This is a genomic window from Actinomadura oligospora ATCC 43269 (assembly GCF_000518265.1).
Lineage (GTDB): Bacteria > Actinomycetota > Actinomycetes > Streptosporangiales > Streptosporangiaceae > Spirillospora > Spirillospora oligospora.
The window spans coordinates 571924-595572 of sequence record NZ_JADG01000004.1; the positions used below are offsets into that span (position 1 = coordinate 571924).

Genomic DNA, 23649 nt, shown 5'->3' on the forward strand with positions numbered 1-23649 from the left:
TCTCTCTCGTTCAGGCCGGGGCGTCCGGCACGACCATGGGCGCGCCCGTGACAGGGCAGGGGACGACCACGCCGCCGAGGCCGAAGACCTCCGACAGGCACGCGGCGTCCATCACGTCGGCGGGGGCGCCCTGCCGCACGACCGCTCCGTCCTTCATGACGACCAGGTGGTCGGCGTACCGGCACGCCTGGTTCAGGTCATGGAGGACGGCCACGACCGTGTGGCCCCCGTGACGGTTCAGCCGCCGCAGCAGATCGAGGACCTCGATCTGGTGGGCGAGGTCGAGGTAGGTGGTCGGCTCGTCCAGCAGCAGGGCGTCGGTGTCCTGCGCGAGGGTGAGCGCGATCCAGACCCGCTGCCGCTGGCCGCCGGACAGCGCGTCCACCGGGCGGTCCCGCAGGCCGGTCAGGTCGGTGAGCGCGAGGGCGCGCTCGACGGCCTCGGTGTCGGAGGCGCTCCACTGCCGGAACCAGCGCTGGTGCGGCTGGCGTCCGCGCGCGACCAGGTCGGCGACCGTGAGGCCCTCGGGCGTGACGGGCGACTGCGGCAGGACGCCGAGGCGGCGCGCCAGCTCGCGGGTGTTGATGCCGTGCACGTCCGCGCCGTCGATCAGGGCCGAGCCGGAGCGCGGGGACAGCAGCCGGGCGAGGGTGCGCAGCAGCGTCGACTTGCCGCACGCGTTCGGGCCGATGACCACGGTGAACGCGCCGCCGGGCAGCTCCAGGTCGAGGCCGGACAGGATCGTCCGGTCGCCGTACCCGACGGTCAGGTCGCGGGCGGCGAGCGTGACCGCCGGACGGCCCGGCGCCGTGGCGGCCGCCGGGGCCGTTTCGGGGGCGTCCGCCAGCGGTTCGGAGACGTCGGTCATCGGGTCTTCCTCCGGACGAGCAGCCAGAGCAGGTAGGGGCCGCCGAGCGCGGCGGTGAGGACGCCGACCGGGAGCTGGACCGGCGCGAACGCGGTCCGGGCGATCAGGTCGGCGACGACGGTGAGCAGCGCGCCGGTGAGGGCGGCGCAGAGCAGCGGCGGACGGTCGGAGCGGAGCAGGCGGCGGGCGAGCTGCGGCGCGGCGAGCGCGACGAAGTCGACGGCGCCCGCCTGGGACGTCGCGAGCGCGGCGAGGACGACGGCGACCGCGCCGAGCAGCAGGCGCCGCGCGCCGACGCGGACGCCGAGGCCGCGCGCGAGGTCGTCGTCCAGCCCGGCGGTGTCGAGGGCGCGGCCCGCCCAGAACAGCACCGGCGACAGGACCAGCAGCGGGACGAGCAGGGTGAGCGTCTCGCGCTGGCCGAGTCCGGCGAGGCTGCCCGACAGCCAGACGCGGGCGCGCTCGCCGTCGGCCGGGTCGGAGCCGATGATGAAGACCTCGGTGAGGGCCCGCAGCGCGAGCGCGACCGCGATGCCGGACAGCACGAAGCGGTTGGCGGTCAGGCCCGTCCGCCCGGCGAAGGCGAACACGGCGGCAGCGGCGGCGAGGCCGCCGAGCAGCGCGGCCGGGCCTAGCCAGGACGCGCCGAGGCCGGCGGTCATCACGGCGGTCGCGGCGAGGCCCGCGCCCTGGGTGACGCCCATGACGTCCGGTCCGGCGAGCGGGTTGCGGGTGACGGACTGGAGCAGCGCGCCGGACACGCCGAGCAGCGCCCCGACGGCGAGGCCGACCTCGACGCGCGGCAGCCGCAGGTCCTGGACGATCAGGGACGCGGGGCCCTCCCCGCCGAGCGCGCTCAGCACGTCGGCGGGCGCGACGAAGGTGCTGCCGATCGCGAGCGAGGCCAGCGCGGCGACGGCGGTGAGGACGGCGAGCACGACCCCGAACACCAGCGCGCGCCGTCGCACGGTCACCGCGACCGGCCCGAACCCCACCACGAGCACCCCCGCCCCCGGATGCCGAACGGCGGTCACGCGGCCACCTTCCAGGTTTCGGGCGCAGAGACGCGGGGCGCCGGGCCGCAGGGCGCGGGAACGCGGAGCGCGGGAACGCGGAGCGCGGGAACGCGGAGCGCGGGAACGCGGAGCGCGGGAACGCGGAGTGTGGGGGCGTGGGGGGCGAGTGGGTGGTGGGTGGGGGTCATGTGGCGACCGTTCGGGCGCGGCGGACGAGGATGAGGAGGAAGGGGGCGCCGAGGAGGGCGGTGACGACGCCCGCGCGGACCTCGGCGGGCGGGGCGACGAGGCGTCCGAGGACGTCGGCGGTGAGCAGGAGCGTGGGGCCGAGCAGGAGGGACACGGCGAGGGTCCAGCGGTGGTCGGCGCCGACGAGGGCGCGGGCGAGGTGGGGGACGGCGAGGCCGACGAAGCCGATCGGCCCGGCGGCGGCGACGGCCGCGCCGGTGAGCAGGATCGCGGCGACGGCGGCGGCGAGCCGGACGCGTCCGACGTTGCGGCCGAGGCCGCGGGCGACGTCGTCGCCGAGGGCGAGCGCGTCCAGGCCGCGGGCGGCGGCGAACGCGACCAGGACGCCGAGCACGACGAACGGGATCACCCACGTCGCGACCTCGGGCGGGCGTCCGGCGAGCGAGCCGACGGCCCAGAACCGGAAGGTGTCGAAGGTCTGCTGGTTGACGGTGAGGACGCCGACGACCACGCCGGTGAGCGAGGCGTCCAGGGCCGTCCCGGCGAGGGCGAGGGTGACCGGGGACGCGCCGTCGCGGGTCCGCGCCGACAGGGCGTAGACGAACGCGCCCGCGAGCGCCGCGCCCGCGACGCCGAACCACAGGAAGGACGGCAGGGAGGTCAGCCCGAACACGCTGATCGCGAGGACGACGCCGAGCGACGCGCCGGACGTGACGCCCATGATGCGGGGGTCGGCGAGCGGGTTGCGGGTGAGCGCCTGCATGAGCACGCCCGCGACGGCGAGCGCGGCTCCGGCGGCGAGGCCGACGACCGTGCGCGGGACGCGCAGCGAGCGGACGATGACGTCCTCGTCGGTGCCGCCGTGGTCGAGCAGCGCGGAGAGGACGTGGCCGGGGGCGATGGCGCGGCTGCCGAGGGCGAGGCTGGCGAGGACGGCGACGAGCAGTGCGAGCGCGGCGACCGCGAGCACCGTCGTCCGCCTGCGGAGCATGCGTCGCCCACCGCCGTTCATAGGATCAAGGAATCAGTTAGGTAAACCTAACCTTATTGACCTGGCCGATCGTAAGGCACGGCAGGCATTCCTCTCAAATCCCCCTAGACGAGCGCATCCGGCGCGGGTTATGTTCTTCTCAAGTCGAGATTGACTCAGATTGAGAAGGACATGCCGGGATGGAGCAGCCGAGATGAACCAGCCGCCCCAGGACGAGCGCGAGTTCCTCGCCTCCTACGACCCGCGCGCCTACGACCCCGTCTCGGTGACGGTGGACGTCGTCGCGCTGACCATCCGGGACGGCGCGCTGAACGTCCTGCTGGTGCGGCGCGGCCAGGCGCCGTTCGCGGGGATGTGGGCGCTGCCGGGCGGGTTCGTCCGGGGCGTGACCGACGCCGAGGACCTGTCGTCCGCCGCGCGTCGCGAGCTGGCCGAGGAGACGGGACTCGACCCGTCCCAGCCCGGCGGCCCGATGGAGCGGATGCACCTGGAGCAGCTCGCCACCTACGGCACGCCCGGACGCGACCCCCGGATGCGTGTCATCTCCGTCGCGTACCTGGCGTTCGCGCCCGAGCTGCCCGACCCGCGCGCGGGCGGCGACGCCGCCGAGGCCGCCTGGGCCCGCGTGGACGGGCTGGGCCTGAGCGAGGCCGGGGCGCAGCATCCCGGCGTTACGCGCAAGCTCGCGTTCGACCACGCGCGGATCCTCGCGGACGGCCTGGAGCGGGCGCGCGGGAAGCTCGAGTACACGCCGCTCGCCACCGCGTTCTGCCCGCCCGAGTTCACCGTCCCCGAGCTGCGCGCCGTCTACGAGACGGTCTGGGGCGAGGAGCTGCACGCGGGCAACTTCCACCGCAAGGTGCTGTCGGTCCCCGGGTTCGTCGAGGCGACCGGAGGCACCGCCGACCGCGAGGGACGGCGCGGCGGCCCCCGGCCGAAGCTCTACCGCGCGGGCGACGCGCGGCTGCTGCACCCCGCCCTCCTCAGGCCCAGCCGGGAGGAGGAGATCAGATGACCCACGAGGAGGCCGTGGCCCTGCTGGAGCGCGCCGTCTCCCCTGCGGACCTGTTCGGCGGGGACGAGGCCGAGGCGGCGCGGCTGTACCGGCGGCTGGCCCGGCTCGTCCACCCGGACGCGACCCCGGCCGGATCGTCCCGGGACTTCGCCCGGCTGTCGGAGCTGTGGCACGCCTACAACGCGGCGAACGCGCCGGTCATCGAGGTCGGGACGCACCGGTTCCGGCTCGGCGAGACCATCGCGAGCGGCGACCTCGCCGAGCTGTACCTGGCCGACGATCGGGGGCGGGGCGTGGTGCTCAAGATGCCGCGCGACCCGTCCGACAACGACCTCATGTCCCGCGAGGAGGAGGCGCTGCGCACGCTGCGCCGCGACGGCGAGCGGAAGTTCCGCGCGTACGTCCCGGAGCTGGTCACGGCGTTCCGGCACCGCGATCCGGACACCGGCGAGACACGCCGGGTCAACGTGCTCGCGCCGCTGGACGGGTTCGTCTCGTTCGCCGAGGTCCGTGCCGCCCACCCGGACGGGCTCGACCCGCGCGACGCGGCGTGGATGTGGCGGCGGCTGCTCGTCGCGCTCGGCTTCGCCCACCGGGCGGGCGTCGTGCACGGAGCGGTCCTGCCCGAGCACGTGCTCATCCACCCCGGGAAGCACGGGCTCGTGCTCGTGGACTGGTGCTACTCGGTCACCCGTCCCGGCGGACGCGTCCCCGCGATGGTCGACCGGCGCTCCGGCATGTACGCGCCCGAGATCCCCGCCCGCGAACCCGCCGTCCCCGGGACGGACGTGTTCATGGCGTCCAAGTGCGTCGCCCGGCTCATGGGCGACCGCGCGCCCGCCGCCATGCGCGCCTTCGTCGCCGGGTGCGTCCTCCCCGCGCCGCACCGGCGTCCACGCGACGCCTGGCGGCTGCTCGCCGAACTCGACGAGCTGCTCGACCGGCTGTACGGCCGCCGAACCTTCCGCCCCTTCACCATGCCCCCAGGAGGAACCCATGGGTAGTGGAAACTGGTCCACGAACGTCTACGCCGCCAACCAGGCCTACCAGAACGCCAACGGCATCAGCGCGTTCGCCTACAGCGACGGCGGCGCGACCTCCGTCCACGCCGACCTCGACCCGAAGGACGTCGCGCTGCGCGAGGCGCGCGACTCCGACGAGCACCCCGAGTCGCTGGCGATCTCGGTGCTGTTCGACGTCACCGGCTCGATGGGGACGGTCCCGCGCACGCTCCAGACGCGCCTGCCCGACCTGCTCGGCCTGCTGCTGCGCAAGGGCTACGTCACGAACCCGCAGATCATGTTCGGCGCGATCGGCGACGCGCACTGCGACCGCGCGCCGCTGCAGGTCGGGCAGTTCGAGTCCGACAACCGGATGGACGACGACCTCGGCAAGATCCTGCTCGAGGGCGGGGGCGGCGGGCAGATGAGGGAGTCCTACGAGCTGGCCATGTACTTCATGGCCCGGCACACCGCGATCGACTGCTACGAGAAGCGCGGCAAGCGCGGCTACCTGTTCATGATCGGCGACGAGCTGGCCTACCCGTCGGTCCGCAAGGAGCAGGTCCGCTCGCTGATCGGCGACGACCTGCGGGAGAACATCCCGCTCGAGGCGCTCCTGGACGAGCTGCGCCGCGCCTGGGACGTGTACTTCATCATCCCCGAGGGCGCGTACCACACCGCCGACGGGCGGCTGCGCGACTTCTGGCGCGAGCAGCTCGGCCAGAACGTCCTCTACCTGGACGACCTGGACGCGGTCTGCGAGACGATCGCGCTCACCGTCGGACTCGGCGAGGACGCCATCGACCTCGACGAGGGCCTCGCGCACCTGGACGAGGTCGGCTCGGACGCCGGGAAGGCCGTGTCGAAGGCGCTCACGCCGCTGCGCAGGGCGCGTGGCTCGGTCGCCGAGTCGTCCGCGCCGTCCGGCCTGCGCGGAGACGGACACGGTCCCCGGAACCGGCGGCTCTGATGCCGCACACGCCGGACGTGCGGCACGCCGTCGTCGTCGACCTCGGGTTCGGCGACGCCGGGAAGGGCACCGTCGTGGACCGGCTCTGCGCGCTCGGAGCGCGCGGCACAGGGGCCGAGCCGGTCCACACGGTCGTCCGCTTCAACGGCGGCGCGCAGGCCGCGCACAACGTCGTCACCCCGGACGGACGGCACCACACGTTCGCGCAGTTCGGCTCCGGGACGTTCACGCCCGGCGTCCGGACGCACCTGTCCCGGTTCATGATGGTCGACCCGCTCGCGCTGGCCGCCGAGCACGAGCACCTGCGCGCGCTCGGCGTCCGCGACGCGTTCGCCCGGCTGACCGTCAACTGGGACGCGCCGCTCACCACCCCGTACCACCAGGCCGCCAACCGCGCGCGCGAGACCGCCCGCGGCGCGGCCCGGCACGGATCCTGCGGAATGGGCGTGGGCGAGACCGCCGCCTACGCCCTCACCCACCCCGACCTCGCCCCACGCGCGGGCGACTGCCTCACACCCGCCCGACTACGCCGCCGCCTCACCACCCTGCGCGACTGGTACCACGACACCTTCCCTGCCGCCGAGCAGCCCCTCTCACGACCTGCTCCGAGCGCTGAGCCTGCTCCGGACACCGGGCTTGCTCCCGCTGCGGCTGTTCCGAGCGCTGCGGCTGTTCCGGACGTCGAGCTTGTTCCGGACGTGGATGACTGTGTGGCGGCGTTCCTGGCGTTCGGGGCGAGCGTGCGGATCGTGGACGACGGGTACCTGCCGCGCGTCCTGCGGACCGGACGCGTGGTGTTCGAGGGGGCGCAGGGCGTCCTGCTGGACGAGTGGCACGGCTTCCACCCGTACACGACGTGGTCGACGACGACGTTCGCGAACGCGGAGACGCTGCTCGCCGAGGCGCGCGAGCCGGGGTTCCGGCTGGGCGTCCTGCGCGCCTACGCGACCCGGCACGGGCCCGGGCCGTTCGTGACCGAGGATCCGGCGCTCACCGCCGACCTGCCCGACCCGCACAACGGCACCGGCCCGTGGCAGGGCGCGTTCCGCGTCGGCCACCTGGACACCGTGGCGCTCGACTACGCCGTCCGGGCCGCCGGAGGCGTGGACGGTCTCGCGGTCACCCACCTCGACGTCGCATCCTCGCGGCCTGACCTGCGGATCTGCCGGGCTTACACGATGGACGGCGCGACCGTGCGGCACCTGCCGTTCGACGCGGCGCACGACCTGGAGCGGCAGGGCGCGCTCACGGAACGACTGCTCGCGGCGCGTCCGGTGCTGGAGCCGCTCGGCGATCCGGTGGCCGCGGTCGAGGACGCGCTCGGCGTCCGGGTCGTCCTGCGCTCGCACGGCCCGACGTCGAACGACAAGGCCGGAACCCTTCTCGGAGAGCACGAATCCTCGTACTCACTGTGACCGATCGGGAAGAACTCGATCACCGCGCCGTGACGCCCGTGACACCGCGTCCGCGCCGGGGGCCGGGGTGACGTCGGATGGTCCCCTGACCCCCTGATCACTGGAGGCGGACATGCCGCTCCCCCGGCCCTCGCGCGCCCGCACCCACATCCGCGCACGCTTCCCCACACAGCTCCGCCCTCCCACGCACCTCCACCTTCCCGCGCGCGTCCAGCTTCACGCGCGTGTCTGCTTTCGCGGGCTGCGGTGCCTGGTCGTCGTGGCGCTCGTCGTCCTCGGCGTGGTGGCCGCGCCCGTGACGGCGTCCGCGTCCCCCGCGGCACCGGCCTTCATGGCGGCACGGAGGCTCACCGTGGCACCGACGTTCACAGCGGTGCCGACGCTCGTCTCGACGCCGATGTTCATCGCGACGCCGGGGGACGGGCCGGTCGTCCCGAGTCCCGGATCCCTCACGCCCGGCTCCCCCACCGGCGTGTTCCCGGCGTCCGCGCGTGTCCCGGTACCGGCGTCCGTCCGGGTCTCCGGGGCGAGGCTCGCGCCTGGTTCTGGGACGTCCATGCGCGCGCTCGACGCGGGCGCGTCCCTCGTGTCCGGCTCGGCCGCCGAGGAGACCGCGTCCCTCCAGCAGGACCTCCAGGACGCCCAGGACATCGTCGACGGCTTCTGGCGGCGGCACTGGACCGAGACCTTCGGCGGACGCTACGCCCCGCCCGCCGTCCTCGGCCCGTACGACGGCGCGAACACCGCGACCATCCCGCGCTGCGGCGCCCGCCGGCTCGAGCGCGACAACGCCGCGTACTGCCCCGACGGCGACTACCTCGCCTGGGACGAGGACCTGATGCGCGACGGCTACGGCACCGGCGACGCCTGGGTGTTCATGGTCATCGCGCACGAGTGGGCACACGCCGTCCAGCACCGGATGCCGTCCGCGCTGGTCTCCGCCCGCGGCGAGCTCCAGGCCGACTGCCTCGCGGGCGCCGCGCTCTCCGGCGCCGCCCGGGACGGGGCCCTGCGCGCCGAGACCGGCGACCGGATCGAGATCGACGCCGCGTTCCACCAGATCGGCGACGGCGCCCCATGGGCCCGCCCCGGCGACCACGGCACCGCCGCGCAGCGCATCGCCGAGTTCGCCCGGGGCGGCGCCCGGGGCGTCCGCACCTGCCTCCCCTGACGAACCCCGCCCACATCCGGCTGACGGGCGGCGCGGGGTCAGGGCTGGAGGACCTGGCGGACGACGATCTCGTTCAGGCGGCGTTCGACGATGGCGCCGACCGGCCAGTCGCGGACGAGCGTGCGCAGGCCCGCGGCCTCGTGCTCGGCGTGCGAGCCGTCGTAGCCCTGCTGCTCCAGGCTGCTGCGGATCGCCTCCACGTAGTCGGCCTCGGTGAAGCCCGGCACCTCGCGGACCATGGCGGTGGTGGTGGCGCGGTGGGAGTTCAGCCCGGCGAACGCCCGGGCGCAGCCGCAGCCGCCGTCCGGGTCGCCCGCGTCGCGGTCGCAGATCACGCCGATGTGGACCAGCTCGCCCTCCACGCACCAGGCGAAGTCGTTGTCGCGGTAGCCCTGGGTGAGGTTGGTTGCGGTGAGCAGCTTCACTGGCCGAAACCCCTTCCGTGACCCGCCCACCGTACGACGCCGGTCGGACATTCCACCGGCGAACGTCCCCCATGCGACCGGGTTCCCAAACGTGATCGCGACCTGTTGGATGGGGCCTGACAAGAGATGATTCCGGCTGTGAAGCTCCCCCAGGTGAGGAACCCCGTGACGGACGAGACCCCGGCGATCCAGCACGACGTCCCGCAAACCGCTCGGATCTGGAACTACTGGCTCGGCGGCAAGGACCACTTCCCCGTGGACCGGCACGTCGGCGAGGAGATCCTGACCGTCATCCCGGACATGGCCCTGATGGCCCGCGCGACGCGCGAGTTCCTCAAACGGGTCGTGCACCACCTCGCGGCCGACCTCGGCGTGCGGCAGTTCCTCGACGTCGGCACGGGCCTGCCGACCGCGGACAACACCCACCAGGTCGCGCAGCGGGCCGCGCCCGAGGCCCGGGTCGTGTACGTGGACAACGATCCGCTCGTCCTCGCGCACGCGCGGGCACTGCTGACCAGCTCGCGCGAGGGCGCGACCGCCTACCTGGACGCCGACCTGCACGACCCGGAGGCGATCCTGCGGGGAGCGGCGGAGACGCTCGACCTCGACCGTCCGGTGGCGCTGCTGCTGATGGGCATCCTCGGGCACATCACCGACTACGACGAGGCGCGGTCGATCGTCGCGCGGCTGACCGCGGCGCTGCCGAGCGGGAGCTACCTCGCCCTCTACGACGCCACCGACGTCGTGGACCCGGCGACCGCCGAGGCCATCGAGATCTGGAACGCCAAGGCCGAGCCGCCGTACGTCCTGCGGAACCCGGCGAAGCTCGAGGGCTTCTTCGAGGGCTTCGAGCTGCTCCCGCCCGGCGTCGTGTCCTGCCCGCTGTGGCATCCGCCCGCCGCGCGGATCGGCACGATCACCCCGATCGACGAGTTCGGCGGCGTCGGCCGCAAGCCCTGACCTGCTCCGGAGGCCGCCGGTGACGCGCGGGTAGAGTGCGCCCGATGAGACGGGTGTTCGGCAGGCGGGCCACCCCCGCCCCGCGGAACACCCGCCACCAAGGAGGCGACGACCGACCGCGCGGCGCGGCGCGCAATCCGTCGCAGGACGCGATCTTGGGCTCGTCGCGGGACGCGATGTCGGACGCGGTGCAAGGTCCCTCGCCGGACGCGGTGCCGGACGCGGCGCAGGGCTTCTCGTCGGACGCGGTCCTGGGCTCGTCGTCGGGCGGGGCGGTGGGGGAGGCGGTGTGGGACACGCATCGGCCTCGGCGGCGGGTGCTGGCGGTGGTGCGTAATCTGGCGTCCGCCACGCGGATGCTGGACGTGCTGCCGGTGCTTCACGGCGATCCGAGGATCGGCGTGGAGTTCACGGTCAGTGAGGGCTCGGCGTTCGGGCGTGAGCTGCCGGAGCTGCTGCGCGACATCGACGCGCGGGTCGTGCCGTGGCGCGCGGCCGTCCGGGGCGGGTACCACCTGGCGCTCGCGACGTCCGCGAACGGCGGGCTGCACCGGCTGCGGCCGACGCCGGTCGTGGTGATGCCGCACGGCGCCGGGCACAACCGGCTCGTGGAGGCGGCGAGCGGGAGCGCGGACGTGGCGTCCGGGCTGGCCCCCGGGCAGCTCCTTCATCGCGGACGCGTCGTCCCGGCGAGACTCGTCCTCGCGCACGAGGAGCAGCTGGCGCGGCTGCGGAGGAGCTGTCCGCCCGCCGCGCGGGTCGCGCTGGTCGCCGGGGATCCGTGCTTCGACCGGATGACGGCGAGCCTGCCGCTGCGCGACCGGTTCCGGCGCGCGCTCGGCGTCCGGGCGGGGCAGCGGCTGGTGGTGCTGACGTCCACGTGGAACGGCGGGTCGGTGTTCGGCCGGATGCCGCACCTGCTCGCCCGCCTGACCGCCGAGCTCCCGGTGGACGAGTACCGCGTCGCGATGGCGCTGCACCCGAACGTGTGGGACCGGCACGGCGCGTACCAGATCGAGGGCTGGCTCGCGGAGGCGCTGAACGCGGGGCTGCTGCTCGTCCCGCCGCGCGACGGCTGGCGCGCGGCGCTCGTCGCGGCGGACGCCGTCGTCGGCGACCACGGCTCGGTGACCTACTACGCGGCGGCGCTCGGCCGTCCCACGCTGCTCGCCGCGTTCGCGGACGACGAGGTCGACCCGGCGTCCCCGATGGCGGAGCTGGGGTGCGTCCTGCCGAGGTTCCGGCCGTCCGAGGGGTTGCGCGGGCAGCTCGAGAAGCTGACCGTCCCGGTGGACGTGCCCAACGCGATCGGCATGCGCGGGCAGGCGGCGGAGAACCTGCGCGAGCTGCTGTACGAGATGTTGTCGCTGGAGCCACCCGCGAACCCGGCTCGGCTGCGTCCAGTCCCGCCGCCCGTGCCGCGCGGGGCGCGTGCCGTGACGGCGCTGAACGTCCAGGGCGAGGTGCGGGACGGCCACATCCGGCTTGACCGCTACCCGGCCATCCTCGACGATCACGCCCCTGACCTGCTGGACGATCCACACCTCGTGGTGGACGAGGGCGAGGCCGACGAACGCCTGCTCAGCTCGGCGGACGTCTTCGTGCGCACCGAGCCGCCCGAGGATCCGGAGGCGTGGGGCGTGGACGTCCTCGCGCGGTACCGGGGCGCCGAGGTCGCGGCGGCGGCCCTGGAGGACGGCGCGACGCTGGTCGTCCTGCGCGATGGCACGCAGGCCCGTTTCGAGGGCGCGGACGCGTCGCTGTGCGCGTCGGCCGCGTATGTGCTGCTGGTGTCGGGGCGTCCGCTCGCCGGTTCGTTCACCGTCGCGGCGGGGCTGAGGGAGTTCCGCGTCCACGTCTCCCCCCCCCCGCCACGAAATAGAGGGTCGCGCTAGGCCTCCGGCTCCGGGCGACGCAGCGCCTTCGCCCGTCGCAGGTACCCTGCCGCCTTCTCCTCGTCCTCGGTCGCTTCGGCGAGCAGCTCCAGGGCGCGGGCCTCACGCGCGGGCATGTCCCGCGTCGCCAGGGTCGCGAGCGCCCGGGTCAGCTCCTCGGCCGCGTCACCGGGCCGTCCGAGCGCGAGGTACGCCTCCCCGAGCCGGGTGCGGATCTTCGCGTCGGTCAGCGGATCGGGCCCGCCCTCCTGCACCCGCAGGCTGAACTCCAGCTGCGTGACGGCCTCGCCGTGCCGTCCGGCGGCGATGAGGGCCCCGCCCAGCAGGTAGCCGTGGACGGCCACGCCGCGCAGGTTGATCAGGCACGCGTTGATGTCCCGCGACCGGTGGAAGGCGGCGATGGCGGCCTCGTGGTCGCCCTGCCGCTGCCGGACGATCCCCACGGCCTCGATCACGCCGCCCAGGACGCGTTGACGCCTCGCGTCCGTCGCCAGGCTGCCCGTCCTCACGGTCACGATCGCGTCGCCGAGTTCGGTGAGGGCGGGGAGTTCGGCCGCGGCCTCGTCCAGCCTGCCGCCGCGCAGGAGCGCGCGGACGAGGAGCGTGTGCATGCGGGCCTCCGCCACGTCGTCGTCAACGTGCCGGGCGGAGGCGAGGCCGAGGCGGGCGATCTCCAGCTCGTCGGTGGGGTGGGCGTGGCTGTCGAACAGCGCCCACAGAGACTCGGTGAAGCGCCAGACCAGGTCGTCCCAGCGTTCGGCGGCGGCCATCCGGACGACGGCGAGGATGTTGGCGTGCTCGCGTTCGAGCCACCCGAGCGCGTCGTCCCTCGTCTCGGACGGCTCGGGCGGCGCGGCGACCCGGAGCCGTTGCCCGAGGACGGCCCAGTCGCACGCCCGCACCTCCTTCAGATACCAGCCGACGAAGCGTCGTCGCAGGTCACGGGACTCGTCCGCGACCGACTGGGCGTGCAGGCGGACGAGGTCGTGGAACCGGTAGCGGTCCTCGTCGACCTCCTCCAGGAGGCTCGACTCCAGCAGGGCGTCGAGCGCGTCGTCGGCGCCGGTGACGAGGTCGCAGAGTTCGGCGGAGAAGTCGGGGCCGGGGAACGCCCCGAGTCCCCGGTAGAGGGCGGCGGCGCCCGGCGGGAGGTCGGCGTAGGCGGCGTCGAACACGGCTTCCACGACGGGCTTCCCTTCCGCGGTCAGCCTGGCGAGCCGCCGCTCCTCGTCGGCCAGTTCCGCCGACAGCCTGCCGATGCCCTGCCTGCGCCGGGTGACCAGGCGCGCGCCGCAGACGCGCAGCGCGATCGGCAGGCCGCCGCAGATCCGGGCGAGTTCCGCCGCCGCGCCGGGTTCGCGGGCGACGCGCTGGTCGGCGACCATCCGCTCGATGAGGCGTCCGCCCTCCGCCTCGTCCAGGGGACCGAGGTCGAGCGGGACCGCGCCGCGCATGACCAGGCCGGTGAGTCGGCGGCGGCTGACCGCGACGACGACGCTGCCCGGCGCGCCCGGCAGGAGCGACTCGACCTGCCCGGCGTGGGCGACGTTGTCCAGGAGGACGAGCATCGGGGAGCGGCTCGCGGTGAGCGTCCGGAACAGCGCGGTGCGCGCGTCGAGCCCGGGGTCGATCCACTCCTCGCGGGCTCCGAGCGCGCGCAGGAACCCGCCGAGCACGTCCGCGACGTCCGTGCCGCCGCCGTGCCGGAGCCGGGCGAGATCGGCGTAGAGCTGGCCCCCGGCGAACCGGTCGCGCGTCCGGTGCGCCCAGTGGACGCCGAGGCCGGTCTTCCCGACCCCGCCGATGCCGCTGACGACCACGACGGCCGGGCCGCCCGTCCGGGAGGACGCCGCCGACTCCAGCAGCGCCAGTTCCTTCACGCGGTTGACGAAATCGCCGGGCTCGTGGGGGATCTGGCGTGGAACGACCGACACCGGCTGCGCGACGGGTGGCAGGTTCGCGGTGACCGTGTCGGCCTGGATGACGACGCCCGCGACCGCGTTGTGCATCGTGTTGACCGCCGCGTCGGCGGCAGCGTCCGGCGACGTCGTCTCCCCGTCCGGCATCAGCGCGCCACCCCGTGTGCTCGGCCTCACTGGTCGCGCCGAATCTACGGGAGGCCCGCGCCCGTCACCAGTCCCCGCGCTCACTCGCGCGCGCCCGGGCCGAACCAGGCCAGGAGCTGGATCGCGAGGGCCAGGACGAGCCCGGCGGACGACCAGGCGAACACCCCGGAGACGTCCTCCCCGCCGTGGGTGAACGGGATGAGCAGGACGGCCAGGCCGAGGGAGCCGCCGATGGTCAGGGCGGTCTGCAGCACGCCCGCGGTGACTCCGGCGAACTCGGGTGGCGCGGTGGTCAGGACGATCATGTTCATCGGGATGATCGCGAGGCCGACGCCCGCTCCCATCAGGACGAGCGCGGGCAGGACGTCCGCCGTGTAGCCGCTCGTGCCGGAGAGGCGGGTCAGCCACAGCACGCCCGCGAGGACGAGGACGAGGCCGCCGGGCGCGCGCACCCTCATGTCGATCTTGGCGACGTGCCGGGTGAGCAGCTGTGTGGTGACGAGCACCGCGACGCCGTAGGGCAGCATCGCCAGGCCGCTCCTCAGCGCGTTCATGTGCTGGACGTCCTGGAGGTACAGGACGAGGTAGACGAGGAAACCGGTCAGGACGGCCGCGAGCAGCAGCAGGCTGAGCACGGCGCCCGCCCGGCTCCGGTCGGCGAAGAGGGCGACGGGCAGGAGCGGTTCGTCCGTCCGGCGGTCGAGGACGAACAGGGCCGTCCAGAACGCGGCGGACACGCCGAGCGCGGTCAGGGTCGGCGCGTCGCCCCAGCCCTTCTCGGCGGCGTGGACGAGCGCGTACACGGCCGTGACGAGCGCGCCCGTGACCAGGAGCGCGGACGGCACTCCGAGCGCGCGCGACCGGACGTTCTCGTCCCGGACTCCCAGAACCCGCGCGGCCACCGCCAGCAGGACGAGCCCGACGGGAACGTTCGCCAGCAGGCTCCAGCGCCAGTCCCCCAGCCAGGTGAGGACGCCGCCGACGACCATCCCGGCGGACGCGCCGAGCCCGCTCACCGTCGAGTAGAGCCCGAACGCGCGCTGCTGCCGCGCGCCCTCGAAGAGGGTGGCGAGCAGGGCGAGGCCGGTCGGCCCGGCGAGCGCCGCGCCCGCGCCCTGGAGGACCCGGCCGGTCAGCAGGACGGGCAGGTCCGGCGCGAGCCCGGCGACGAGCGACGCGGCCACGACGAGGCCGATCCCGGTCAGGAACACGCGCCGGTGGCCGAGGACGTCGCCGAGCCGTCCCGCGAGGAGCAGCAGGCCGCCGAAGGCGAGGAGGAACCCGTTCGGGACCCAGGACGCCGAGGCCGCCGTGAGGCCCAGGTCGTCCTGGAGGGTCGGCAGGGCCACGTTCACGATCGTGCCGTCCAGCTGGAGCATGAACTCCGCGCCGACGATCGCGACCAGGACCAGGGCCCACGCCCGGTCCCGGACGCCTCCGGCCGGGACCGTGTCCCGCACCGTCTCCGTGCTCATCGACCCTCCAAAGGGTGAGGATGCCTCAGGTTAGATCCGCGGACAGAACCTGAGGCTGACTCGACTTGAGGGGCCCCAGCTAAGCTGAGGTATCCTCAGCTTGTCAATCGGAACCCGTGGAGGAGCCTTGCCGCACCCGCACATCGCGCAGCGTCCGAAACGCGCGGACGGCCAGCGCAACTACGACGCGATCCTCGGCGCCGCCCGCCGGGCCTTCGAGCGGCACGGCTCCGAGGCGTCCCTGGAGGACGTCGCGGCCAGCGCGGGCGTCGCGATCGGCACGCTGTACCGGCACTTCCCCAGCCGCGCGTCCCTCGTGGAGGCCACGACGCGGGACGGCCTGTCGCTGCTGGTCCGGCGTGCCGAGGAGCTTTCCGCAGGCGACGATCCGCTGGCCGCACTGACCGCCTGGATGGACGACGCCGTACGGCACTTCAGCACGTTCCGCGGGCTGGTCGGAATCCTGACGCAGAGCTGGTACGACGAGGGCACGCCGTCCCACACCATGTGCGACGCCATGCACGACAGCGGCGCCGAACTGCTGCGCGCCGCCCAGGCGGCGGGCCGGGTCCGCGCCGACCTGACGCCGGAGGAGCTGTTCGACCTGCTGCTCGCCGCCGCCTGGCTGCGCGAGAACGCCACGCCCGACCGCGACGGCAGCACGCGCTTCCTGACCCACATCCTGGAAGGCATCGCCCTCTAGGGCGTGTCTCGAAGTCGGCACCCGTGGCGAGCGGCGTCCAGGTGGCTTTGAGACACGCCCTGGCTCAGGAGATGTCGAAACAGCCGTCGAAGCGCCAGAGGGGGTTGGTGACGGTCGCGCCGTCCGAGGCGGTGAGGGTGGGGGTGCCGTTCAGGTCGGACGGGCCGTCGCCGTCGGCGGTGTAGCAGCCGTCCGGCTTGACGTGCAGCTGGTAGTTCGCGGTCGCGGTGACGGCCGGGCCCGCGTTGAACCAGGACAGCGTGCACGTCCAGTCGTCGCCCGCGCCGCGCGTGGACGCGTTGGGCCCGGTTCCCCGCGCGCAGTCGGCGCGGGCCTTGAGCGTGGCGGCGGCGACCTTCCGTCCGCGCAACTGCTGCTGGAGGACGTACAGGTTCGCGAACGTCGGGGCGACGGCGGCGTTCACGCGGTCGCGGTCGACGGCCGTCGTGTCGCATCCGGCGAGCGCGGGCAGCGCGACAAACGCGGCCACTGCGAGAGCCACGCCCCGGCGCACAGCGGCCCTGCCGCCGCGCGTGGAGCCGTTTGCGCTGCGCGCGGAGCCCCTGCTCCGGTGAGTTCGCACGGGTCATCCTCCGGTGATGTCGCGGCGGCGGAGCAGGGCGTACGCGCCGCCGACGGACACGAGCAGGTAGGCGGCGCTGACGAGCGCGCCCCACAGGAGCGGGCCTCGGAAGGGCGGGTCGGCGAACAGGCCGTGCCAGGCGGCGAACGGGGTGCTGAGCAGCAGCGTCCGGACGGGGACGGGCAGGTCGACCATCGCGGCGAGCTGCATGACCAGGCCGATCACGACGGGGCCGCCGATGCCGAGCGCGCCGTTGCGGCCCGCGACCGACAGGAGCAGGCCGAGTCCGGTGAAGGCGAGCACGGGCGGCAGGGCCGACGCCCAGGCCGCCAGGACGAGCGCGGTGGCGTGGCCGGGCCCGATCAGCGTCCCGGACAGCCCGACGAGCGGCTGGCGGCCGACCACCAGGACGCCCGCGAGCAGGCTGGACGCCCCGAGCAGGACGGTCACGACGACGGCGTAGGTCAGCGCGGCGAGCGTCTTGCCCGCGAAGACCTGCGCGCGGCTGCGGGACCGGGTCAGGATCGTCCGCCAGGTACCGTGCCGGTCCTCGCCGGCGAAGATGTCCCCGGCGACGACGCTGGTCAGCGCGGGCAAGGCCCACTGCCCGGCGAAGCCGAGCACCACCAGCGGGACGGCGAAGCCGCTGTCGTGCACCCACCGGCCGAACAGGGTGTCCTGCGGCGTGGTGGTCTGGATCTCCAGCGCCGCCGCGAACAGGAACGGCGCGACGACGCAGGCGAGCGCGACCAGCCGCGTCCGGACCTGCCGGACGAGCTTGGCCGTCTCCCAGCGGTACACGACCAGCGTCCCGCCGCGCGCCGCGACGGGGGTGGCGGGACGGACGTCGAGCGCGGTCATGCGGGGACCTTCTCGAGGGTCGGGGCGTCCGCCGCCGGCGCGCCGCCCGTGAGGTCGAAGAACAGCGAGGTCAGCGCGGACGTGCGGAGGGTCAGGGACCGGACGGGGATCCCGGCGCGGCCGAGGTCGACGACGTACTCGTCCAGGCGGTCGCGGGTCGCGCGCACCGACAGCGGGCCGCCGCCGTCCCCGGTGATCTCGATGCCCGGCGAGCCGGACGCCAGCGCGAGCGCGGCGTCGTCGTCGCCGGTGGTCAGGCGGAACTCGGGCGCGGGCGCGCCGTCGCGCAGCTCGGCCATCGTCCCGTCGAACACGGCCGTGCCCGCGTTCATGATGGTGACGTCGTCGCAGAGGTCCTCGACCTCGTCCATGTCGTGGCTGCTCAGCAGGATCGCGACGCCGTCCGCGGCGAGCCGCCGGACGAGGTCCGCGACGTCCCGTATGCCCGCCGGGTCGAGGCCGCTGGTCGGCTCGTCCAGGATCAGCAGGCGCGGGGCGCGCAGCAGCGACGCGGCGATGCCGAGCCGCTGCCGCATGCCGACCGAGTAGCCGCCGACCTTGGCCTTCGCCGCGTCCCCGAGCCCGGACGTCTCCAGCGCCGCCGCGATCCGGTCGCGGGCGTCGCCGCCGTCCAGCCCGGCGAGCAGTTCGAGGTTCGCGCGGCCGGTCATGTACGGGTAGAAGCGCGGGGCCTCGACGAACCCGGCGACGCCGTCGAGGGCGCGGGCGCGGTGCTCGGCGTGCGTGCGGCCGAACAGGCGGAGCGTCCCGGCGTCCGGGCGGACGAGGCCGAGCAGCATCGACAGCAGCGTCGTCTTCCCGGCCCCGTTGGGCCCGACGAGGCCGTGCACCCGGCCGGGCCCGACCGTGAGGTCGAGCCCGGCCACGGCGACGGTCCCGTCGAAGCGCCTGGCGAGGCCACGCGCTTCGACGGGGGCCGCGGAGGGGGCGTCAGCCATGGTGCGGGACCTGCGCCCGGTTGCGCGGCAGGTCGGTGTCGCCGGTGTCCTGGGGGGCGTTCTGCGGGAACCGCGTGAGCACCTCGTCCGGCGTCATGACCTTGGGGTCACCCGGGTAGGGACGCTTCCACCCGGTGCTGGCGTACCAGGTCAGCCGGTTGAACGGGGCGAACGCGAGGTTGTCCTCGGACTGGAAGTCCTGCTTCTGCGACCAGGTCAGCCACGCCTTCTCCATCGGGTCGCCGACCTGCGCCGCCGACTTGTTCATCGTGTCCAGCGGGATCTGGTTCGGCACCGCCGTGTACGGCGTGAAGTCCGGCTTGTCGGTGAACGCGTCGTACATCGGCACCGCGGCGAGGTCGAGCTGGTTCATCGGCGGCAGGCCGAGGATCTGCTCGATCGTGCGGGTCACGTTGATCTGGCTGTAGTAGGTGTGGTCGACCGCGCCGCGCTTGGCGTACGGGCTGGCGATCATCGTGACGTTGCGGTGGCCGTCGACGTGGTCGACGCCGTTCTGGGAGTCGTCCTCGACGACGAAGACCGCGCTGTCCTTCCAGAACTTGGAGTGCGAGATGGAGTCGATGATCCGGCCGGTGGCCAGGTCGTTGTCGGCGACCATCGCCGACGGCGTCGGGTAGCCGGGGGTGACGCCGTTGGTGTGGTCGTCCATCACCCAGAGCATGTTCAGCGCCGGGAGCTTGCCGCTCTTCTCGAATCCGGCGAGGTCGCGCTGGAAGATGTCGGCGCGGTACTGGTCAGGGATGTAGGTCTGGAAGTTCGGGAAGTCCGGCGACAGGATCTTGGCGAGCGACGGGACGTCGGTCCTGGTGGCGCAGGTCCCCATCGGGATGTGCGGGTCGCCCTGCGCCTTCCCCTCGAGGATCTTGGAGTCCTGGTACCACTGCTGCCAGCTGCCGCCGCAGTCCTTGCCGGTCTCCTTGTTGGTGAACCACTCGGCGTACTCGCCCCAGACCTTCGCGTCCAGGCCGTGCGCCATCGCGTTGTCCCACAGGAACCCGGATTTGGGGTACACCATCGCGTCCGGCTGGCCGTAGTCGCGGACGTAGTTGGCGTACGACCGCTCCAGGTAGTCGTTGACGAACGCCGCGTCCAGCCAGGTGTGCCCGGACGCCGAGTTCGTGCCGTCCGAGTACAGGTTGTCGATCAGCGGGAACCGCTTCGACAGCTCGTGCGCGTTCGGCGTGACCTTCTGCCCGAACTGCGCGAGGTCGGCCCTGCCGTTGCCGCGCGGGTCGTCCCCGAAGACCTGGTCGTAGGTCCGGTTCTCGCGGACGATCACGAACACGTGCTTGATCTTGGACGGGGAGCCGGTGCGCACCGGGACCGCGACGGGCCGCGCGTTCCTCGAGCCCTTCCTGTTGCGCTCCTTCAGCCCGTGCCACTGGTTGTTCGCGAACACCTTGGAGGTGTAGGCGGCCATCTCCTTCGGCGTCGGCCGGTCGATCAGGCCGATCGTGCCGACGTCGGCGTACACCTGGCGGCCGGTGGCCGGGGTGGTGCCGGGGCCCTGGCTGATCGTCCGGTCCGGGCCGAGCGCGCCGACGCCCGCCTGGCTCGCGACGACGAGCTTGCCGAGCGCCGCGTCCCAGTGGAGCGTTCCGGGATACCAGCCGGTCGGGATCAGGCCGTCGAACGCGGGCTCGCGGTGGCCGCCCGCGTACTTGTAGACGGCGACCGCGTTGTTCCGGCCCAGGCTGACCGCCAGGTGCGTGGAGTCGAGGAACTCCAGCGCGTTGGGTGAGCTGCCGTACGGCTGGCCGGGCAGCGGGTTGACGTTGAACGTCCGGACGACGCGTCCACGGGTGGTGTCGAGCACCGAGACCGTGTCGTCGCTGGAGTTGGTGACCAGCACCTCGGTGCCGTGCGCGAGCAGGCTGGACGGGTCGAGCCCGACCTTGTAGGTCCGGACGACCTCGCCGGACGCGATGTCGACCTCGGACACCGTGCCGTTGTTCGCGCGGCCGTCGCGGGCGTCGGCGACGACGGGCGAGTCGTAGCTGAGGTTGGTGTGGTCGCCCGCGCCGGGGACGCGGCCGCCCTCGTTACCGACGAACGCGTGCTGCCCGACGATGACCACGTCGCGCGGCGCGACCCCGACCTTGGTCGGAGCGCCGAACGTACCGGTCTCCGGGTCGAGGACGGCGATCCGGTCCCAGCCGCTGAACGCGACGACGATGTGCTTGCCGTCGGGGGCCCAGGCGAGGCCGGTCGGGAGCGGCTGCGCGGCGCTGCCGTCCGGGCCCTTCGGCACGGACGCGTCGGCCGGGATCGCGACGCTGACCGGCGCGCTGAGCCTGCCGTCGGCCGCGACCGTGAACCGCAGGATGTTCTTGGCCTGCGTGGCCCACAGCGTGTCGCCGTCCCGCGAGTACAGCAGGCCGGTCACGCCGATGTTGCCGCTGCCCACGCCCTTCGGCGGGGTGTACTGCTGCAGGACCTTGTGGTCGGCCAGGTCCACGACCGTGAACAGGCCGCCGCCGGACTTGGTGAGGTCGACGGCGGTCCTGCCGTCGGGCCGGACGGCCATGTCCATGGGCCGTCCGGACTGCTCGATGCTGACTCCGGCGGGGGTGACGTACTGGTTGTTCGAGGTGAGGACGGAACCGTCCGACTGGCGTCCGACCAGGTGGTCGGTCAGCGGCTTGTTCGCGCCCCCGGAACCGGCCGCGTACGCGGCCGTCGACACCGCGAGCACGGCGGCCGCGGTGCCGAGGAGGGGGAGGGGGAGGGACTTCCGGCGCATCAGGGTCTCCGGATCTTGGGCGGACTGCCCCGTGAAGGTAGACCCGCCTCCGGGACGCCCCCCGCAACGCCGCGTGAAGTCCCGGTGAACTCCCCCACTCGCCACCGAAGCCCCCAGATCACCCCATATCCCCGGGCGTCTCGGACAACCAGAAGAACGCTATCGTCCCTTTGCATGGAGTCGTTGGGACCGGAAGATCCGGAAAAGGTCGGCCCGTATCGGGTCCGGAGCCGCCTCGGCGCGGGGGGCATGGGCCAGGTGTACCTGGCCGAAACCCCCGCCGGACGGCGGCTCGCGGTAAAGGTCATCCGCGCCGAGCACGCCGCCGACCCGCGGTTCCGCGCGCGGTTCGCCCGCGAGGTCGAGGCCGCGCGCAAGGTGAACGACTTCTACACCGCGTCGGTCGTGGACGCCGACCCGGAGGCCGCGTCGCCGTGGATGGCGACCGCCTACGTTCCGGGGCCGTCCCTCCAGGCGCTGGTCGCCGGGCAGGGCGCGCTGCCGCCGGACCGCGTCCGCGAGCTGGGCGCGGGCCTCGCCGAGGGGCTCGCCGCGATCCACGCGTGCGGGCTCGTCCACCGCGACCTCAAGCCGGGCAACATCATCGTCGCCGAGGACGGCCCCCGGATCATCGACTTCGGCATCGCCCGCGCGCTCGACGCGAGCGCGATGACCGCGACCGGCGCGGTGATCGGCACGCTCGCCTACATGTCCCCCGAGCAGATCGAGGCGGACGAGGTGGGCCCGCCCAGCGACGTCTTCTCCCTCGGCGGCGTCCTCGCGTTCGCGTGCACCGGGCGCGGGCCGTTCGACGCGTCCAGCCCGGGCGCGATCGTCCACCGCGTCGTCAGCCGCGACCCGGACCTGGACGGCGTCGACCCGTTCCTCGCCGGTGTCATCACGCGCTGCCTCACCAAGAACCCGGCCGGACGTCCCACCCCCGCCCAGCTCCTCGCGGAACTCCGGATCGTCCAGAGCCCCGTCCCCCCACCCCCGCTCGCCCCACCGGTCGTCCAGCGCGCGACACCGGTCCACCCACCCGCCGCACCCCCACCCCAGCCCGGCATCCAGGGCCCCCAACCCGCCATGCCCCCGGCGGCCCCGGTCCCCGCACAGGGGGTGATGGACGCTCGGCCTGGTGTGGCGCCGACCGTGCCCGGGGCTCCGGTTGCGCCGGTGACGGTGCCGCCGCTGGCTCGGTCGGGGGCCGGGCAGCAGCAGGTGCGGCGGCGCGCGGTGCTCGCGGCCGTCGCGGGGACGCTGGTCGCGGGCGGCGTGGGGGTCCTCGGTTGGAAGGAGCTCGGCGGCGGGGGTTCGGCGGCCAACGCGTTCAAGAAGGCCACCGGGCTCGGGGAGGGCGATCCGACCGGCGGCACGTGGAAGCTGCTGGAGGGCGTCGACGTCTACGAGCTGCGCAGCACCAAGTTCTCCCCCGACGGGAAGTACATGGCCGTCGCCGGGTGGTCGTCCGGGACGGGCTCCCAGTGCGCGGGGATCTATGACGGGACGTCCGGCGCTCGGCTGGCGCGGCTGGACGGCGGCAAGGACGGCGCGAACGAGATCGCCTTCTCGCCGCACAACCGCGTCGTCGCCCTGGCCTGCACGGACGGGAAGGTGCGGCTCTATTCCGTCCCCGACGGAAGGGCGGTCGCCACGCTGACCGGGCCGGCGAAGCGGGCGATGGGCGTGGCGTGGTCGACCCGCGACCGGATCGCCGCCGCCGGCCAGGACGGCGGGTTCCTCTGGGATTCGTCCGGCCGCCTGGTGACCCGGCTCGCGCGCAAGGACAAGTACCCCGGCGAGCTGTACTCGACCGCGTTCGCGCCGGACGGGCGCATGGTCGCCACCTGCGGCGCGGACCAGTTCGTCCGGCTGTACGACGGGGTGACCGGGGCGCGGATCGCCGACCTCGGCACGCCCTCGGCCACCTCGGTGGCGTTCTCCCCCGACGGCCGGACGCTCGCGGTCGGCGAGTACGGCGGCACGGACGGGAACATGGTCCGGCTCTGGAACGTCCAGACGCGCACCGAACTGGCGCAGCTCCCCGGCCACAAGAGCGTCACGGCCGTGGCGTTCTCCGGGGACGGCAGGCGGCTCGCCAGCGGCGGGGACGACGGGGGCTCCAACTACCAGGGGACCATCCGCGTCTGGGACGTGGCGTCGAAGACCCAGCTCAAGCTGCTCACCACGCCGCACCACTGCATGAGCGTGGCGCTCAACGCGGACGGGACGAAAATGCTCAGCTCAGGGGCCGCAAAGCCGGTTCTCTGGACGGGTCTGTAACCCCGCTCACACCGCCCGCGGACGGGTTTGAGGAAAAAC

Annotated in this window: 19 protein-coding genes; 9 read left to right on the forward strand and 10 right to left on the reverse strand. The window is 73.9% G+C overall.

Annotated features, from left to right (window positions below):
• Positions 1–10 precede the first annotated feature (10 nt).
• The 3 genes from P696_RS0107220 to P696_RS0107230 form a co-directional block, all read right to left on the reverse strand.
• Complete coding sequence (locus tag P696_RS0107220) at positions 11–868, reverse strand: ABC transporter ATP-binding protein (RefSeq protein ID WP_051467014.1); 858 nt, start codon at positions 866–868, stop codon at positions 11–13.
• Complete coding sequence (locus tag P696_RS0107225) at positions 865–1902, reverse strand: FecCD family ABC transporter permease (protein WP_026411807.1); 1038 nt, start codon at positions 1900–1902, stop codon at positions 865–867. The genes P696_RS0107220 and P696_RS0107225 overlap by 4 nt, the downstream gene beginning before the upstream one ends.
• A gap of 166 nt (positions 1903–2068) precedes the next feature.
• Positions 2069–3064, reverse strand: coding sequence for a FecCD family ABC transporter permease (locus P696_RS0107230; protein ID WP_211245653.1), 996 nt, complete (start codon positions 3062–3064; stop codon positions 2069–2071).
• Between the two features lie 193 nt (positions 3065–3257).
• Here P696_RS0107230 and P696_RS0107235 point away from each other — a divergent pair, with 193 nt between their 5' ends.
• From P696_RS0107235 to P696_RS52115, 5 genes are all read left to right on the forward strand, one after another.
• Entirely contained in the window at positions 3258–4079 is an 822-nt protein-coding gene (locus tag P696_RS0107235) for an NUDIX hydrolase (protein ID WP_026411809.1), read from the forward strand.
• Complete coding sequence (locus tag P696_RS0107240) at positions 4076–5083, forward strand: molecular chaperone DnaJ (protein WP_026411810.1); 1008 nt, start codon at positions 4076–4078, stop codon at positions 5081–5083. Before P696_RS0107235 ends, P696_RS0107240 begins: the two co-directional genes overlap by 4 nt.
• Positions 5076–6050 (forward strand): hypothetical protein, encoded by a 975-nt coding sequence (locus tag P696_RS0107245; protein WP_026411811.1) that lies wholly within the window; start codon positions 5076–5078, stop codon positions 6048–6050. The genes P696_RS0107240 and P696_RS0107245 overlap by 8 nt, the downstream gene beginning before the upstream one ends.
• Positions 6050–7465, forward strand: a complete 1416-nt coding sequence (locus tag P696_RS43850; RefSeq protein WP_051467015.1) for an adenylosuccinate synthetase — start codon at positions 6050–6052, stop codon at positions 7463–7465. The genes P696_RS0107245 and P696_RS43850 overlap by 1 nt, the downstream gene beginning before the upstream one ends.
• Positions 7466–7577: 112 nt before the next feature.
• A complete protein-coding gene (locus tag P696_RS52115) occupies positions 7578–8636 on the forward strand; it encodes a neutral zinc metallopeptidase (RefSeq protein ID WP_051467016.1) in 1059 nt (352 codons plus the stop codon).
• 38 nt (positions 8637–8674) lie between these two features.
• Here the strand turns inward: P696_RS52115 and P696_RS0107260 are convergent, their stop codons facing one another.
• A complete protein-coding gene (locus tag P696_RS0107260; RefSeq protein WP_026411812.1) occupies positions 8675–9061 on the reverse strand; it encodes a DUF7715 family protein in 387 nt (128 codons plus the stop codon).
• A 153-nt stretch (positions 9062–9214) separates the two neighbouring features.
• Here P696_RS0107260 and P696_RS0107265 point away from each other — a divergent pair, with 153 nt between their 5' ends.
• The gene (locus P696_RS0107265) at positions 9215–10021 is read left to right on the forward strand and encodes an SAM-dependent methyltransferase (RefSeq protein ID WP_051467145.1); all 807 of its coding nucleotides are present in this window, start codon (positions 9215–9217) and stop codon (positions 10019–10021) included.
• Between the two features lie 44 nt (positions 10022–10065).
• Positions 10066–11916 carry a translation initiation factor IF-2 gene (locus tag P696_RS43860; RefSeq protein ID WP_157429550.1) on the forward strand — a complete coding sequence of 617 codons (1851 nt, stop codon included), beginning with the start codon at positions 10066–10068 and terminating at the stop codon, positions 11914–11916.
• On the opposite strand, the gene P696_RS0107275 is transcribed toward P696_RS43860, so the two are convergent.
• Both P696_RS0107275 and P696_RS0107280 read right to left on the reverse strand, forming a co-directional pair.
• On the reverse strand, positions 11913–13982 hold the full coding sequence (locus P696_RS0107275) for a tetratricopeptide repeat protein (RefSeq protein ID WP_026411814.1): 2070 nt from the start codon (positions 13980–13982) through the stop codon (positions 11913–11915). The two genes, P696_RS43860 and P696_RS0107275, sit on opposite strands and share 4 nt — an antisense overlap.
• 80 nt (positions 13983–14062) lie before the next feature.
• Positions 14063–15457: an MFS transporter gene (locus P696_RS0107280; RefSeq protein WP_026411815.1), complete on the reverse strand. Its 1395-nt coding sequence runs from the start codon at positions 15455–15457 to the stop codon at positions 14063–14065.
• 127 nt (positions 15458–15584) lie between these two features.
• Between P696_RS0107280 and P696_RS0107285 the strand changes: the two genes are divergently transcribed.
• Entirely contained in the window at positions 15585–16160 is a 576-nt protein-coding gene (locus P696_RS0107285) for a TetR/AcrR family transcriptional regulator (RefSeq protein WP_026411816.1), read from the forward strand.
• A 64-nt stretch (positions 16161–16224) separates the two neighbouring features.
• On the opposite strand, the gene P696_RS0107290 is transcribed toward P696_RS0107285, so the two are convergent.
• From P696_RS0107290 to P696_RS43870, 4 genes are all read right to left on the reverse strand, one after another.
• Positions 16225–16650: a hypothetical protein gene (locus P696_RS0107290; RefSeq protein ID WP_051467019.1), complete on the reverse strand. Its 426-nt coding sequence runs from the start codon at positions 16648–16650 to the stop codon at positions 16225–16227.
• Positions 16651–16746: 96 nt separating this feature from the next.
• Positions 16747–17604 carry an ABC transporter permease gene (locus tag P696_RS0107295; protein WP_026411818.1) on the reverse strand — a complete coding sequence of 286 codons (858 nt, stop codon included), beginning with the start codon at positions 17602–17604 and terminating at the stop codon, positions 16747–16749.
• Positions 17601–18563: an ABC transporter ATP-binding protein gene (locus P696_RS43865; protein WP_034483383.1), complete on the reverse strand. Its 963-nt coding sequence runs from the start codon at positions 18561–18563 to the stop codon at positions 17601–17603. The genes P696_RS0107295 and P696_RS43865 overlap by 4 nt, the downstream gene beginning before the upstream one ends.
• Positions 18556–21327 (reverse strand): bifunctional YncE family protein/alkaline phosphatase family protein, encoded by a 2772-nt coding sequence (locus P696_RS43870; protein WP_051467020.1) that lies wholly within the window; start codon positions 21325–21327, stop codon positions 18556–18558. The genes P696_RS43865 and P696_RS43870 overlap by 8 nt, the downstream gene beginning before the upstream one ends.
• A 174-nt stretch (positions 21328–21501) precedes the next feature.
• On the opposite strand from P696_RS43870, the gene P696_RS52120 reads away from it, so the two are divergent.
• On the forward strand, positions 21502–23610 hold the full coding sequence (locus tag P696_RS52120; RefSeq protein WP_051467021.1) for a WD40 repeat domain-containing serine/threonine protein kinase: 2109 nt from the start codon (positions 21502–21504) through the stop codon (positions 23608–23610).
• The last annotated feature ends 39 nt before the right edge of the window (positions 23611–23649 follow it).

Coding starts and splice junctions, on each gene's coding strand:
- P696_RS0107220 (WP_051467014.1), bottom strand. CDS start 868: ATGACCGACGTCTCCGAACCGCTGGCGGACGCCCCCGAAACGGCCCCG.
- P696_RS0107230 (WP_211245653.1), bottom strand. CDS start 3,064: ATGCTCCGCAGGCGGACGACGGTGCTCGCGGTCGCCGCGCTCGCACTG.
- P696_RS0107235 (WP_026411809.1), top strand. CDS start 3,258: ATGAACCAGCCGCCCCAGGACGAGCGCGAGTTCCTCGCCTCCTACGAC.
- P696_RS0107240 (WP_026411810.1), top strand. CDS start 4,076: ATGACCCACGAGGAGGCCGTGGCCCTGCTGGAGCGCGCCGTCTCCCCT.
- P696_RS0107245 (WP_026411811.1), top strand. CDS start 5,076: ATGGGTAGTGGAAACTGGTCCACGAACGTCTACGCCGCCAACCAGGCC.
- P696_RS43850 (WP_051467015.1), top strand. CDS start 6,050: ATGCCGCACACGCCGGACGTGCGGCACGCCGTCGTCGTCGACCTCGGG.
- P696_RS52115 (WP_051467016.1), top strand. CDS start 7,578: ATGCCGCTCCCCCGGCCCTCGCGCGCCCGCACCCACATCCGCGCACGC.
- P696_RS43860 (WP_157429550.1), top strand. CDS start 10,066: ATGAGACGGGTGTTCGGCAGGCGGGCCACCCCCGCCCCGCGGAACACC.
- P696_RS0107275 (WP_026411814.1), bottom strand. CDS start 13,982: ATGCCGGACGGGGAGACGACGTCGCCGGACGCTGCCGCCGACGCGGCG.
- P696_RS0107280 (WP_026411815.1), bottom strand. CDS start 15,457: ATGAGCACGGAGACGGTGCGGGACACGGTCCCGGCCGGAGGCGTCCGG.
- P696_RS0107295 (WP_026411818.1), bottom strand. CDS start 17,604: ATGACCGCGCTCGACGTCCGTCCCGCCACCCCCGTCGCGGCGCGCGGC.
- P696_RS43865 (WP_034483383.1), bottom strand. CDS start 18,563: ATGGCTGACGCCCCCTCCGCGGCCCCCGTCGAAGCGCGTGGCCTCGCC.
- P696_RS43870 (WP_051467020.1), bottom strand. CDS start 21,327: ATGCGCCGGAAGTCCCTCCCCCTCCCCCTCCTCGGCACCGCGGCCGCC.
- P696_RS52120 (WP_051467021.1), top strand. CDS start 21,502: ATGGAGTCGTTGGGACCGGAAGATCCGGAAAAGGTCGGCCCGTATCGG.